The organism is Streptomyces sp. 4N124 (genome assembly GCF_052245395.1).
Taxonomy (GTDB): Bacteria; Actinomycetota; Actinomycetes; order Streptomycetales; family Streptomycetaceae; genus Streptomyces.
The window spans coordinates 38,971-52,746 of sequence record NZ_JBQQBS010000067.1 but is presented as its reverse complement, the minus strand read 5'-3'; the positions used below and the strand labels follow the sequence as shown (position 1 = coordinate 52,746).

Annotated in this window: 12 protein-coding genes; 4 read left to right on the top strand and 8 right to left on the bottom strand. The window is 69.4% G+C overall.

Translation table 11 applies throughout. From position 1 onward, the window contains the following. Positions 1-347, top strand: a 347-nt coding sequence (locus tag ACTWQO_RS41590) for a sensor histidine kinase (protein WP_443242569.1), incomplete at its 5' end; no start/stop codon positions are given. Beyond that, positions 344-967: a response regulator gene (locus tag ACTWQO_RS41585; protein ID WP_443242568.1), complete on the top strand. Its 624-nt coding sequence runs from the start codon at positions 344-346 to the stop codon at positions 965-967. The genes ACTWQO_RS41590 and ACTWQO_RS41585, both read left to right, overlap by 4 nt. Positions 968-1,168: 201 nt before the next feature. Here the strand turns inward: ACTWQO_RS41585 and hisS are convergent, their stop codons facing one another. Together hisS and ACTWQO_RS41575 are read right to left on the bottom strand one after the other, a co-directional pair. Beyond that, complete coding sequence (gene hisS / locus ACTWQO_RS41580; RefSeq protein ID WP_443242567.1) at positions 1,169-2,431, bottom strand: histidine--tRNA ligase; 1,263 nt, start codon at positions 2,429-2,431, stop codon at positions 1,169-1,171. Positions 2,432-2,443: 12 nt separating this feature from the next. Beyond that, positions 2,444-3,157 (bottom strand): MBL fold metallo-hydrolase, encoded by a 714-nt coding sequence (locus ACTWQO_RS41575; protein ID WP_443242566.1) that lies wholly within the window; start codon positions 3,155-3,157, stop codon positions 2,444-2,446. A gap of 179 nt (positions 3,158-3,336) precedes the next feature. Between ACTWQO_RS41575 and ACTWQO_RS41570 the strand changes: the two genes are divergently transcribed. Together ACTWQO_RS41570 and ACTWQO_RS41565 are read left to right on the top strand one after the other, a co-directional pair. Next, positions 3,337-4,182 (top strand): peptidylprolyl isomerase, encoded by an 846-nt coding sequence (locus tag ACTWQO_RS41570; protein WP_443242565.1) that lies wholly within the window; start codon positions 3,337-3,339, stop codon positions 4,180-4,182. Between the two features lie 134 nt (positions 4,183-4,316). Beyond that, positions 4,317-5,546, top strand: a complete 1,230-nt coding sequence (locus ACTWQO_RS41565; protein ID WP_443242564.1) for a DUF349 domain-containing protein — start codon at positions 4,317-4,319, stop codon at positions 5,544-5,546. Positions 5,547-5,606: 60 nt separating this feature from the next. On the opposite strand, the gene ACTWQO_RS41560 is transcribed toward ACTWQO_RS41565, so the two are convergent. The 6 genes from ACTWQO_RS41560 to ruvB all read right to left on the bottom strand — a co-directional run bounded on the left by ACTWQO_RS41560 (position 5,607) and on the right by ruvB (position 13,754). Next, complete coding sequence (locus tag ACTWQO_RS41560) at positions 5,607-8,147, bottom strand: RelA/SpoT family protein (protein WP_443242563.1); 2,541 nt, start codon at positions 8,145-8,147, stop codon at positions 5,607-5,609. Between the two features lie 317 nt (positions 8,148-8,464). After that, a complete protein-coding gene (locus ACTWQO_RS41555) occupies positions 8,465-9,004 on the bottom strand; it encodes an adenine phosphoribosyltransferase (protein WP_443242562.1) in 540 nt (179 codons plus the stop codon). Further along, positions 9,001-10,119, bottom strand: coding sequence for a protein translocase subunit SecF (gene secF, locus ACTWQO_RS41550; RefSeq protein WP_443242561.1), 1,119 nt, complete (start codon positions 10,117-10,119; stop codon positions 9,001-9,003). Before secF ends, ACTWQO_RS41555 begins: the two co-directional genes overlap by 4 nt. A 1-nt stretch (position 10,120) precedes the next feature. Then, positions 10,121-11,884 (bottom strand): protein translocase subunit SecD, encoded by a 1,764-nt coding sequence (secD, locus tag ACTWQO_RS41545; protein ID WP_443242560.1) that lies wholly within the window; start codon positions 11,882-11,884, stop codon positions 10,121-10,123. 132 nt (positions 11,885-12,016) lie between these two features. Further along, positions 12,017-12,508, bottom strand: coding sequence for a preprotein translocase subunit YajC (yajC, locus tag ACTWQO_RS41540; protein WP_443242559.1), 492 nt, complete (start codon positions 12,506-12,508; stop codon positions 12,017-12,019). A 175-nt stretch (positions 12,509-12,683) separates the two neighbouring features. Continuing rightward, the gene (ruvB, locus tag ACTWQO_RS41535; protein ID WP_210580457.1) at positions 12,684-13,754 is read right to left on the bottom strand and encodes a Holliday junction branch migration DNA helicase RuvB; all 1,071 of its coding nucleotides are present in this window, start codon (positions 13,752-13,754) and stop codon (positions 12,684-12,686) included. Positions 13,755-13,776: the final 22 nt, after the last annotated feature.

Genomic DNA, 13,776 nt, shown 5'->3' with positions numbered 1-13,776 from the left:
ACGCGAAACTGGAGGTGACGGGTCCGGTGCGCGCGCTGCCCGCCGGTCCCGAGGTGGTCGCCCTCCGCTCCTGCCAGGAAGCGCTGGCCAACGCCCGCAAGCACGCCGGGAATTCTGTGACGGTGGGCATCACGCTGGCGTACGCCGCGGAGACGCTCACCGTGTCCGTACGGGACGACGGCCGCGGCTTCGACCCCGGTGCCGTCCATGACGGGTACGGTCTGGCGGGGCTGCGCGCCCGGGCCGCCGAGGTGGGCGGAACCGCACAGGTCGGCAGCGCGCCGGGCGAGGGCACCACGGTCACCGTCCGGCTGCCCGTACCCGCCGTGAGGAGTGAGGTGCCGTGATCCGGATCATCCTGGCCGACGACCATCCCGTCGTACGGGAGGGGTTGCGGGCGATGCTCAGCGCGGAACCGGACCTTGAGGTGGTCGCCGACGCGTCCAGCGGACCGCAGGCGGAGGCGCTGGCGGCCGAGTTGCGGCCGGACATCGTGCTGATGGATCTGCGGATGCCGGGCGGCGGGGGTGTCGACTCGATCGTGCGGATGGCGGAGGCCGGGCTGGGTTGCCGGGTCATCGTCCTCACGACGTACGAGACGGACCGGGACATCCTGAGGGCGGTGGAGGCGGGGGCGGCGGGTTACCTGCTCAAGGATCTCCCGCGAGGTGAACTCGCCGAGGCCGTACGGTCCGCGGCGCGCGGCGAGACGGTGCTGGCGCCGTCGGTGGCGGCGCGGCTCGTGGACCAGTTGCGGACGAAGCCGGAACGGCCGCGGTTGTCTGCGCGGGAGACGGCGGTGCTGAGGCTCGTGGCCGAGGGCTGTACGAATGCTGAGATCGGGCGCCGGTTGTTCATCGGCGAGTCGACCGTGAAGACCCATCTGCTGCGCGTCTTCGGCAAGTTGGGCGTGGACGACCGGACGGCGGCGGTGACGAGTGCGATGCGGTACGGGTTGCTGGACTGAGGTTTCCTCGCCCCCGCCGCCCCTACCCGTCCCATCCCTGGGGGCTGCGCCCCCAGACCCCCGCTTCGGCCTGAACGGCCTCGTCCTCAAACGCCGGACGGGCTAAACAGCCCCTCCGGCGTTTGAGGAGCGGGGGTCCAGGGGGCAGAGCCCCCTGGAGGATGGGACGGGTAGGGGCGGCGGGGGCGAGAACCCCTGGGCTCAGCCCAGTCTCGCCTCCAGCTCCGCCACGATCTCGTTCACGCCGATCGGCGTCTGCTCGCCGGACTCCATGTCCTTGAGCTGGACGACACCCTCGGCGAGGTCGCGTTCGCCCGCGACGACGGTGTAGCGGGCGCCGCTGCGGTTGGCGTTCTTCATGGCGCCCTTGAGGCCCTTGGCGCCGTAGGAGAAGTCGGCCGCGATACCCGCCTTGCGCAGGTCGGTGACCTTGGCGAACAGAACGCGGCGGGCCTCGTCGCCCAGCGGAACCGCGAACACACTGGTGGCAGCCGGGAGTTCGAGCTCGACGCCCTCCGCCTCCAGGGCGAGGACCGTGCGGTCGACGCCCAGCGCCCAGCCCACCGACGGCAGCGCGGGACCGCCGATCATCTCGGAGAGTCCGTCGTAGCGGCCGCCGCCGCCCACCGCGGACTGCGAGCCCAGACCGTCGTGGACGAACTCGAAGGTGGTCCGCGTGTAGTAGTCCAGGCCGCGCACCAGCTTCGGGTCGTCCTCGAAGGCGACCCCCGCCGCGGTGATCAGTTCACGGACCTCCTCGTGGTACGCCTTGCAGGCGTCGCAGAGGTAGTCGCGCAGCAGCGGCGCGCCCGTCAGCTGCTTCTGGACCGACTCGCGCTTGTCGTCGAGGACACGCAGCGGATTGATCTCCGACCGGCGCAGCGTGTCCTCGTCGAGGTCCAGGCCGCGCAGGAAGTCCTGGAGGGCCGCGCGGTAGACCGGACGGCACTCCTTGTCGCCCAGGCTGTTGAGCAGGATGCGGAAGTTGCTCAGGCCCAGCGAGCGGTACGCCTGGTCCGCCAGGATGATCAACTCGGCGTCCAGCGCCGGATCCTCCGCGCCGATCGCCTCGGCGCCGACCTGGGAGAAGTGCCGGTAACGGCCCTTCTGCGGGCGCTCGTAGCGGTAGTACGAGCCCGAGTACCAGAGCTTGACCGGGAGGTTGCCCGCCTTGTGCAGGTTGGCCTCGAGCGCCGCGCGCAGGACGGAGGCCGTGCCCTCGGGGCGCAGGGCGAGCCGGTCGCCGCCCTTGGTCTCGAAGGCGTACATCTCCTTGGTCACGATGTCGGTGGACTCACCGACACCGCGCGCGAACAGCTCGACGTTCTCGAAGCCGGGCGTCTCGATGTAGCCGTAGCCGGAGTTGCGCAGCGGGGCCGCGATCGCCTCACGGACGGCCAGGTACGTGGCGCTGTCCGGCGGGATCAGGTCGTACGTGCCCTTGGGGGCCTTGAAGGTGCTCACGGAACTCTCTCGTCACATTCCTCGTCGGGGAGGGGTGCTCGCACCCTCTCCCTGGCCGGCCGCCACCTGCCGCAGATACGGGTTGGTGGCGCGCTCCTGGCCGATGGTCGTCTGGGGGCCGTGGCCGGACAGCACCACGGTCGAGTCGTCGAGCGGCAGGCACACACGGGCCAGCGAGTCGAGCATCTCGGCCATGTCACCGCCGGGCAGGTCGGTGCGTCCGATGGAGCCGGCGAACAGCAGATCCCCGGAGAAGAAAACCGACGGGATGTCGGCGGCCTCGGGCATCCGGAACGTCACCGACCCCTTGGTATGGCCCGGCGCGTGGGCGACGGAGAGCTCCAGACCCGCCAGCTCCAGTCGCGCGCCATCGGTCAACTCCTTGACGTCGTCCGGCTCCCCGATGGTCAGCTCGCCCAGCAGCGGCATCCCGATGGAGCGTCCGAGCGCCTTCTCGGGGTCGCTCATCATGTACCGGTCCTCGGGGTGGATCCAGGCCGGCACGTCGTGCGCGCCGCACACCGGGACGACCGAGGCCACATGGTCGAGGTGGCCGTGGGTGAGGACGACCGCCACGGGCTTGAGCCGATGCTTCTTCAGTGCTTCCTCGACTCCTGGGGCCGCTTCGTGGCCCGGGTCGATGATCACGCACTCCTCACCGGCGGCGGGGGCGACGAGATAACAGTTCGTCCCCCAGGCCCCGGCGGGGAACCCGGCAATGAGCACGATCGTCCTTCGTTGTGTCGATTCGGGTGGGCTTGCGCATGGGCAGCGCCTGAGGTCAGAGCCTACCGGCGCTGCCGATTCCTCAGCGAACCCATATACGGTACGGGGCACACGCGGGTGGTCGATTCGAACGACGCACGCGTACCGGTCGACGTACGAGACGTATGAGGAGAAACCCGGTGGTCAGCCAAGAACAGCGGAAGCGTCAGCTCGCGCGGGAGAAGTTCTTGCGGCAGCAGCAGCGGCGCACCGACGCACGGCGCAAGGCGCGTACGCGCAACGCCGCGATCGCGTCCGCGCTCGGCGTGATCCTGATCGGCAGCCTGGCGCTGTACACGACCGGGGTCCTCAAGGACGACGACAAGACCAACGCGAGCGCGGATGTCACGCCGAGCGCGTCGGCGCCCAGCAAGGCCGAGGACCCGTGCGAGAAGCCGGCCGCGGGCAAGGCCAAGACGGCGACCTGGAAGAAAGAGCCGTCGATGAGCATCGACGAGTCGGCGAAGTACACGATGAAGCTCGCCACGACCTGCGGTGACATAGACATCGATCTGAAGGCGTCGGCCGCGCCGCACACCGTGAATTCCTTCAACTTCCTCGCGGGCAAGGGCTTCTTCGACCACACCAAGTGCCACCGGCTCGTCCCCAGCGGCATCTTCGTGCTGCAGTGCGGCGACCCGAAGGGCACCGGCATGGGCGGGCCCGGCTACACGATCCCGGACGAGAACCTCAAGGACAAGAGCCTCAAGGGCGGGGTGTACCCGGCGGGCACGGTCGCGATGGCCAACCAGTACAACGCCCAGACGAAGCAAGGCCGCAACAGCGGTGGAAGCCAGTTCTTCCTCGTCTACCAGGACAGTCAGCTGCCGCCCGACTACACACCGTTCGGAACGGTGTCCGAAGCGGGCATGAAGGTCCTGAAGAAGATCGCGGACGCTGGAGCGCAGGCCGCAGACCCTACGACCGGGAACACCGCACCCAACGCAACGGTCGTGATAAACAAGGCAACTGTCACGAAATCCTGACCGTCAACTGCGAAATTTCGGTCGCGCGGGATGCGGACAGGCAACCCGCCGGTCGCCTATGTTGGCCGTGACGAAACTGTGGACGATGCCGGGGGTGCTGAAGCCCTGTGCAGGCATCATGTGGAGGAGGCGCTGTGAGCAGCGACCCGTGGGGCCGCGTCGACGAGACGGGGACCGTGTACGTGCGTACGGCCGATGGCGAGCAGGTCGTCGGTTCCTGGCAGGCCGGCTCCCCTGAGGAGGCGCTGGCCTACTTCGAGCGCAAGTACGAGGGCCTGGTTGTCGAGATCGGCCTCCTCGAGAAGCGAGTGAAGACCACCGACCTCTCCGCGAAGGACGCCCAGGTCGCCATCGACCACATCCGCGAGCAGGTCGACGCACACCACGCGGTAGGTGACCTGGACGCGCTGCGGAAGCGGCTCGACAAGCTCGTGGAGACCGTCGAGGCACGCCGCGAGGAGCGCAAGCAGCAGCGCGCCAAGCAGTCCGACGAGGCCCGCAAGGCCAAGGAGGCGCTGGTCACCGAGGCCGAGGAGCTGGCGCAGTCCGACCAGTGGCGGGCGGCCGGTGAGCGGCTGCGGGCGCTGGTGGACACCTGGAAGGGCCTGCCGCGGCTGGACCGCAAGTCGGACGACGAGCTGTGGCACCGCTTCTCGCACGCCCGGTCGGCGTTCTCCAAGCGTCGCAAGGCACACTTCGCGTCGCTGGACGCCCAGCGCGAGGAGGCCCGCAAGACCAAGGAGCGGCTGGTCGCCGAGGCCGAGTCGCTGTCGGGCTCGACTGACTGGGGTCCGACGGCCGCGCGCTACCGCGAGCTGATGTCGGAGTGGAAGGCCGCGGGCCGCGCCCAGCGCGAGCACGAGGACGACTTGTGGAACCGCTTCCGCGGCGCGCAGGACGTGTTCTTCGCCGCCCGCAGCTCGGTCTTCGCCGAGCGGGACGCGGAGCAGTCGGAGAACCTGAAGCTCAAGGAGGAGCTGGCCGAGGAGGCCGAGAAGATCCTCCCGGTCACGGACCTCAAGGCAGCACGTGCCGCGTTCCGCTCGATCAACGAGCGCTGGGAGGCCATCGGCCATGTGCCGCGCGACGCGCGTCCGAAGGTCGAGGGCCGGATGCACGCGGTGGAGCGCGCCATCCAGGAGGCCGAGGACACCGAGTGGCGCCGGACCAACCCGGAGGCACGCGCGCGTGCCGAGGGTCTGACCGGCCAGCTCCAGGCCGCCGTGGACAAGCTCCACAAGCAGATCGAGCAGGCGCGCGCCCAGGGCAACAACGCCAGGGCCGACAAGCTGGAGCGGGAACTGGAGGGCCGCCAGGCCCTGCTGGACCAGGCGCTGAAGGGTCTGCAGGAGTTCGGCGGCTGACACCCGGTACGTCAAGAAGGGCCCCGTACATCGCGTACGGGGCCCTTCTCGTCGTATGCCCTACGCCCGGCTGCGCGCCGACGTCACCCGGTACACGTCGTACACGCCCTCCACTCCCCTGACCGCCTTCAGGACGTGGCCGAGATGCTTCGGGTCGCCCATCTCGAAGGTGAAGCGGGAGGTGGCGACGCGGTCGCGGGAGGTCTGGACGGCCGCGGAGAGGATGTTGACGTGCTGGTCGGACAGGACGCGGGTGACGTCCGACAGCAGGCGGGAGCGGTCGAGGGCCTCGACCTGGATGGCGACCAGGAAGACCGAGGACTGCGTGGGCGCCCACTCGACCTCGAGGATGCGCTCGGGCTCGCGGGACAGTGACTCCACGTTCACACAGTCGCTGCGGTGAACCGATACTCCGCTACCGCGGGTGACGAAGCCGATGATCGGGTCACCTGGGACCGGCGTACAACAGCGGGCGAGCTTGACCCAGACGTCGTCGACGCCCTTGACCACCACGCCGGGGTCCTGGCTGCTGCGCCGCTTGCGGCCGCGGCCACGGGGGGACGGTACCGCCTCGTCCATCTCCTCGGTGGCGGCCTCCTCCCCGCCGAGGGCCTGAACGAGCTTCTGTACGACGTTCTGCGCGGCGACATGTCCCTCGCCGATCGCCGCGTACAGCGAGGAGATGTCGGGGTAGCGCATCTCGTGCGCCAGGGTGACGAGCGAGTCGCCCGTGAGGATGCGCTGGATCGGCAGGTTCTGTTTGCGCATCGCGCGTGCGATGGCGTCCTTGCCCTGCTCGATGGCCTCGTCCCGGCGCTCCTTGGAGAACCAGGCCCGGATCTTGTTGCGGGCGCGCGGCGACTTGACGAAGCCCAGCCAGTCGCGCGACGGTCCGGCGCCGGCCGCCTTGGAGGTGAAGACCTCCACCAAGTCGCCGTTGTCCAGGGTGGATTCGAGCGGTACGAGACGGCCGTTGACCCGTGCTCCTATGGTGCGGTGGCCGACTTCGGTGTGGACCGCGTACGCGAAGTCGACCGGCGTCGCACCGGCCGGGAGCGCTATGACGTCGCCCTTCGGCGTGAAGACGAAGACCTCGTTGCGGGACAGGTCGAAACGCAGCGACTCCAGGAACTCGCCCGGGTCCTCGGTCTCCTTCTGCCAGTCGAGCAGTTGGCGCAGCCACGCCATGTCGTTGAGGTGGTCGTCCTTCCCCTTGCCGGACGACTTCGGCACATCGGTACGGATCTTGGAGGCGCCCGCGACGGCCTCCTGCTTGTACTTCCAGTGCGCGGCGATGCCGTACTCGGCGCGGCGGTGCATGTCGAACGTACGGATCTGGAGTTCGACCGGCTTGCCGTTGGGCCCGATCACCGTCGTGTGCAGCGACTGGTACATGTTGAACTTGGGCATCGCGATGTAGTCCTTGAACCGGCCGGGGACCGGGTTCCATCGCGCGTGCACGGTGCCGAGGGCGGCATAGCAGTCGCGGACGGTGTCCACGAGGACGCGGATGCCCACCAGGTCGTAGATCTCCGCGAAGTCACGGCCACGGACGATCATCTTCTGGTAGACGCTGTAGTAGTGCTTCGGGCGTCCGGTGACGGTCGCCTTGATGCGGGCGGCGCGCAGGTCCTGCTGGACCTCGTCGGTCACTATGGCCAGATACTCGTCACGCTTCGGTGCCCGCTCCGCCACCAGCCGTACGATCTCGTCGTACATCTTGGGGTAGAGGATCGCGAAGGCGAGGTCCTCCAGTTCCCACTTGATGGTGTTCATGCCGAGGCGGTGAGCGAGCGGCGCGTAGATCTCGAGGGTCTCGCGCGCCTTCTTCTCCTGCTTCTCGCGCTTGAGATAGCGCATGGTGCGCATGTTGTGCAGGCGGTCGGCGAGCTTGATGACTAGGACGCGGGGGTCCTTGGCCATGGCGACGACCATCTTGCGCACGGTCTCGGCCTGCGCGGCCTCGCCGAACTTGACCTTGTCCAGCTTGGTGACGCCGTCGACGAGGAGGGCTACGGAGTCGCCGAAGTCGCGGCGGAGCTGGTCGAGGCCGTACTCGGTGTCCTCGACGGTGTCATGCAGCAGGCCCGCCATCAGGGTGGCCGGATCCATACCCAGCTCGGCGAGGATCGTGGTGACGGCGAGGGGGTGGGTGATGTACGGGTCGCCGCTCTTGCGCTTCTGGCCGCGGTGCCAGCGCTCGGCGACCTGGTAGGCCTTCTCGATCTGGCGGAGCGTGGCCGTCTCGATCTTCGGGTCGTTGCTGCGGACTATGCGCAGCAACGGTTCCAGGACCGGGTTGTACGGGTTGGAGCGCTGGACGCCGAGGCGGGCGAGGCGGGCGCGGACGCGGTTGGAGGAGCCGGAGCGGGCGGGCTGGCCGGTGTTCGGGCGGACCGCGGGCGTGGCCGGGTGCTCGGGCGGGGGCGGCTTGGGGCGCGACTGCTCGGCCGACTTGTCGACGGGCGCGGACTGGGCATGCTCGACCGGCCCACGGGTGTCGTTCTTCGCGTTCGACTCGGTCGGCGCGGGCGGCTTCGCCGCGGGCGCCGAGGCGGGCTCGGGCTTGGCGGCGGTGAGTGGCTGGGCCTCGTCTGGCAAGAGGGCTCCTCGTGCGCGATCCGGGTCCCCCGGTCAGGCTCCGGAGACCCCATGGTAGCGATCCTGAGCGGCAGGATCGCCTTCAGTCCGATGTGAGGGCCGTCTACCGGAGGCTGCCGCCGGCGTTCCGGAGGTGACGTGAGGGGGATTCTGGGGTGGCCGGTGAGTGTTTTCGGGGCCTGTGCGGGGGTGGTCGGGTGCATTGCCGGGTGCGGCGCCGTTGGGGCTTGTCGCGCAGTTCCCCGCGCCCCTGTGGGGGCGCGAAACGGCCGCCCCTGGTACACCGGGACGGCCGTTTGCGTATTGCATGCTGCGGGTCAGACCTTGAGCAGTGCCTCCAGCGGCGCTCCGTCGAGCGCCGGTTCCAGGCGGGCGCGGCCGCCCAGGAAGCCGAGTTCCATGAGGACCGCGACGCCCGCGACCTCGGCGCCCGCGCGGCGGATCAGCTTCAGCGAGGCCTCGGCGGTGCCGCCGGTGGCGAGGACGTCGTCGACGACCAGGACACGGTCGGCCCCGGTGAGGTCCTCGGCGTGCACCTCGATCTCGGCGGAGCCGTACTCCAGGTCGTACGCCTGGCTGAGGGTGGCTCCGGGGAGCTTGCCCGCCTTGCGTACGGGGATGAAGCCGAGGCCGGCGCGGACGGCGACCGGGGCGCCGAGGATGAAGCCGCGGGCCTCCAGGCCGACGACCTTCGTCGCGTTCGTCCGCTCGGCGACCTGGGCGAGGGCGTCGGTGAGGGCGGTGAACGCCGCCGGGTCCGCCAGGAGCGGGGTGATGTCCTTGAACATCACGCCCGGCTCCGGGTAGTCGGCCACGTCCCGGATGCGGCTGAGCAGCAGCTCTTCGATGTCGGTCATCGGCGCTTCCCGGAGGGTCGGCCGCGGCCCCGGTTGCGGGTCGTGGTCTGGTTGCGCGGGGGGCCGACGACGGCGGGAGCGGCGTCCTCCGGCTCGTCGGCGTGCGGCCCGTCGGTGATCTCGGCGTCCACGGACCCGCCCTGTGCGGCGGCCTGCGCCCGCTTGGCGAGGACCCGCTTACGCAGGGCCTTCATCTGCGGCTCGCGCTCCTTGAGGTCGGCGACGAGCGGCGTGGCGATGAAGATCGAGGAGTACGCACCGGCCGCGAGGCCGACGAACAGCGACAGCGAGATGTCGTTCAGCATGCCGGCGCCGAGGAAGCCGCCGCCGATGAACAGCAGACCGGCGACCGGGAGCAGCGCCACCACCGTGGTGTTGATGGAACGCATCAGGGTGCTGTTGATGGAGTTGTTGGCGACGTCGCTGTACGTCAAGCGGGTCTGCTTGGTGATGTCCTTCGCCTGCTCCTTGAGGCTGTCGAAGACGACGACAGTGTCGTAGAGCGAGTAACCGAGGATGGTCAGCAGACCGATCACCGTGCCCGGTGTCACCTCGAAGCCGACGAGGGCGTAGATGCCGACCGTGATGGTGATGTCGTGGATCAGGGCGACCAGTGCGGCTGCGGCCATGCGCCATTCGAACGCGATCGCCAGATAGATCACGACGAGCACCATGAAGATCGCCAGACCCTGCCAGGCCTTGTTGGCGATCTGTTCACCCCAACTGGGGCCGACGAGCTCGGCGTTGATCTTCTCCGAGTCGACGCTCAGGTCCTTGGAGAGATCCGTCTTGATCTGGTCGGCCTTGTCGGTGTCGATACCGGCGATCTGGATGCGCAGGCCGCCGCTGCCGAGCTCCTGGACGATCGCGTCGTGGCCGGAGGCCGTTTCCGCGTACTCCTCGGCCTGGGAGACCGAGACGCTGGTCTTCGGGGTGGTGAAGACCGCGCCGCCCTGGAACTCGATGCCCATGTTCAGGCCGCGCACCGTCAGGCCGACGATGGCCGTGATGGTGATCAGGATCGAGACGCCGTACCAGATCTTGCGGTTGCGGACGAAGTCGTAGCCGACCTCGCCACGGTGCAGTCGGGCGCCGAGGTTGCCGAGCTTCGACATCTCACGCCTCCTTCGGGTCGACAGGGCCGGCGGTGGGGCGGGCGGGACGGCGGGTACGGCGCAGCGGAGGCTTGGCGCCCAGGCCCTTCGGGTCGAGGCCGGACCACTTGTGGCCGTTCGCGAAGAACTTCTTGCGGGCGAGGATCGTCATCAGCGGCTTGGTGAAGAAGAAGACGACGACCACGTCGAGCACGGTCGTCAGACCGAGGGTGAACGCGAAGCCCTGGACCTTGCCGACGGTGACGATGAACAGCACCGCGGCAGCGAGGAACGACACGAAGTCGGAGACCAGGATGGTGCGCCGGGCGCGCGGCCAGGCCCGCTCCACGGCGGGGCGCAGTGTGCGGCCCTCGCGGATCTCGTCCCGGACCCGTTCGAAGAACACGATGAACGAGTCCGCTGTGATGCCGATCGCGACGATGGCACCGCACACGGCCGGCAGGTTCAGCGCGAAGCCGATGGTCGGGCCGAGCAGCGACATGATCACGTAGGTGAGGATCGCGGAGACCAGCAGCGACGGGATGGCGATGATTGACAGGCCGCGGTAGAAGGCCAGCAGGTAGATGATGACCAGGGCCAGGCCGATCGCGCCCGCGATCAGACCGGCCTGCAGCTGCTCACCGCCGAGGGCCGCGGTCACCGTGGTGACGCTGTCCTCCTTGAAGGTCAGCGGCAGGGCGCCGTACGACAGCATGTTGGAGAGACTCTGGGCCGACTCCTGGTTGAAGTTGCCGGAGATCTCGGCGTTGCCGCCGGTCAGCGCCTGGCGGACGTACGGGTCGGAGACGACCTCGCCGTCCAGGACGATGGCGAACTGGTTCTGCGGGGACTGGTTCTGGGCCAGCTTGCCGGTGATGTCGGCGAACTTCTTGGTACCGGCGGACGTGAAGTCCATCGTGACGGTCCAGCCCGCGCCGGTCTGGGTGTTGAAGACGGCCTGGGCCTTGTCGACGTCGGTGCCGTCGACCTCGGCAGGGCCGAGGATGTACTTCTGCCACTGGCCCTGCGAGTTCTGGCCGCAGGCGACCGTCGACGCGGTGGGCTTGGCGCCCTCGCCGGCCGTGGCGCGGACGGCCTTCTTGGTGCAGTCGAGCGCGGCGTACTGCGCCTGGAGCTTGCTGGTGTCGTCGGCCGGGGCGCTGCCGCTCGCGGAGGGGGAAGGGCTTCCGGAAGGCGAAGCGGAGCTGCTCGGGGTGGCGTCGGCCTTGAGCGCGCCGGTGACCGCGCGTCCCTGGGTGGTGGAGGTCGCCGAGGGGGTGGCGGACGGGGACGAGGACGAGGTCGCCTTGTCCTTGTCGGCGTCGCCCGAGGCGCTGCTGGAGGCGCTGGGCGACGGGCTGGCCGCGGCTCCGGCGCCGGCGACCTCGGTGGTGAGGACGGGACGGAAGTAGAGCTTGGCGGTGGTGCCGACCTGCTTCCGGGCCTCCTCGGAGTTCGTGCCCTTGGGGATGTTGACGATGATGTTGCGATCGCCCTGGGTCTGGACCTCCGCCTCAGAGACACCGAGACCATTGACACGGCGGTTCATGATGTCGACCGCGGTGTCCATGTTCTTCTTGTTGATCGCGGACTGGTCGCCGTCCTCGGGCTCCGCGCGGAGCGTGATGCTCGTACCGCCGGCCAGGTCGATGCCGAGACGCGGAGTGGTGTGTCCGGAGACGAACATTCCCCCGGTGAGCGCCACGATGGCGATCAGGATCAGGACCAGTGAGCGCCCTGGCTTGCTCTGGGCGCTCGCGCTCCGGCCCTTCTTAGGTGCTGCCACCTTCTCGTACTCCCTCTCGGGCCGCCTCGCGCCCGTGCGGCGGGCGGGCGGCCATGACATGGTGTCGGGATCCCCGTCGAGCTTCGCATGTTCCGGGGCGCGCGGGAGCGGCCCGCGCGCCCCGGTGCATGACTACTTCGCGTCGGAGTCGCCGTCGGTCTTCTTCGGCTCGTCGTCAGCCTTCGCCTCGGCGGCCGCGGTCTCGTCGGCCGGCTCCTCGTCCGCGTCCTTCTTGCCCAGGTCGACCGGCGTGTCGTCGGAGGCGGCGCCGGTCTCACCGGACTCCGACTCGGTGAGGGAGGAGGCGTCGTCCGGGACGACGTCACTCTTCAGGTCGTGCTCGACGCCGTGGACGATGCGGTTGTACTCGTCGTCGGTCAGGACGGCACCGATCGCGTTCTTGGCGAAGAGGAGGTCGACACCCGGGCCTGCGTCGAGGAGGACCGTGTCCTCGTTGACCTCCTTGACCGTGGCGTACATGCCCCCGATCGTGCGGACGCCGCTGCCGGGCTGCATTTCGTTCCGCATGTTCGCGGCCTGCTGCTGCTTCTTCTTGGCCGAGCGGGTCATCAGGAACATGGCCCCGATGAGCACGATGAACGGGAGGAGGGTCACGAGACTCACGGGTCGGTACTTCCTTCACGCGACCGCGATGGTGAGCGGCCTGATGGTTGGGGGTATGTGTGCCGCCGACAAAGGCGGCATCGGCGGAGTCTAAGCGAGTCCGCGCGCAAGGAACAACGCTCAGCATGGCACCGGGGTTCCTGGTCCGGCCAATGCCCTCGCCGTCGGGCCGCCGTCACGTCCCGAACAGGTCCTGTTGTCCGTTTCCCGCACCGGACGAGCGGGGCGGGGTGAGGCCGAGATGTGCCCATGCGGCGGGTGTGGCCACCCGGCCGCGCGGGGTGCGGGCCAGCAGCCCCTCCCGTACGAGGAACGGTTCGGCGACCTCTTCCACGGTCTCGCGCTCCTCCCCCACCGCGACGGCGAGGGTCGACAGTCCGACCGGGCCGCCGCCGAAGAGCTTGAGCAGGGCCTCGAGGACGCCCCGGTCGAGCCGGTCGAGCCCGCGGGCGTCCACTTCGTAGACCTTCAGTGCCGCCGACGCGATGTCGCGCGTGATGATCCCGTCGGCCTTGACCTGCGCGTAGTCGCGGACGCGGCGCAGCAGGCGGTTGGCGATACGGGGTGTGCCGCGGGAGCGGCCTGCGATCTCGGCGGCGCCGTCGGCCCCGATCTCGACGTCGAGGAGGTGCGCGGAGCGGTGGATGACGCGCTCCAGTTCGGCGGGCTCGTAGAACTCCATGTGCGCGGTGAAGCCGAAGCGGTCGCGCAGTGGGGGCGGCAGCAGGCCCGCGCGCGTGGTGGCGCCGACCAGGGTGAAGGGGGGAAGTTCGAGCGGGATGGCGGTGGCGCCCGGGCCCTTGCCGACGATGACGTCGACGCGGTAGTCCTCCATCGCCATGTAGAGCATCTCCTCGGCGGGCCGGGACATGCGGTGGATCTCGTCGAGGAAGAGGACCTCGCCCTCCTGGAGCGAGGACAGGATCGCGGCGAGGTCGCCGGCGTGCTGGATGGCGGGGCCGCTGGTGATGCGGATCGGGGCGCCCATCTCGGCCGCGATGATCATCGAGAGGGTGGTCTTGCCGAGGCCGGGGGCGCCGGAGAGCAGCACGTGGTCGGCGGTGGCGCCACGCGCGCGTGCGGCACGCAGGACGAGGTCGAGTTGCTCGCGGACCTTCTCCTGGCCGATGAACTCGTCCAGGTCCTTGGGGCGCAGGGCGGCCTCGACGGCCTGGTCCTCACGGTCGGCGACCGACCCCACCAGCCGCTCGGCGGCGGGGGTGTCGGTCGGGTCGTCCCAGTTCATTGCGTATGCCTCGGGGTCGGGG

What these genes read in the sequence shown, in the direction of transcription:
- ACTWQO_RS41555 (WP_443242562.1), bottom strand. Translation starts at nt 9,004, where the DNA reads ATGACCGACATCGAAGAGCTGCTGCTCAGCCGCATCCGGGACGTGGCC.
- secF (WP_443242561.1), bottom strand. Translation starts at nt 10,119, where the DNA reads ATGTCGAAGCTCGGCAACCTCGGCGCCCGACTGCACCGTGGCGAGGTC.
- ruvB (WP_210580457.1), bottom strand. Translation starts at nt 13,754, where the DNA reads ATGAACTGGGACGACCCGACCGACACCCCCGCCGCCGAGCGGCTGGTG.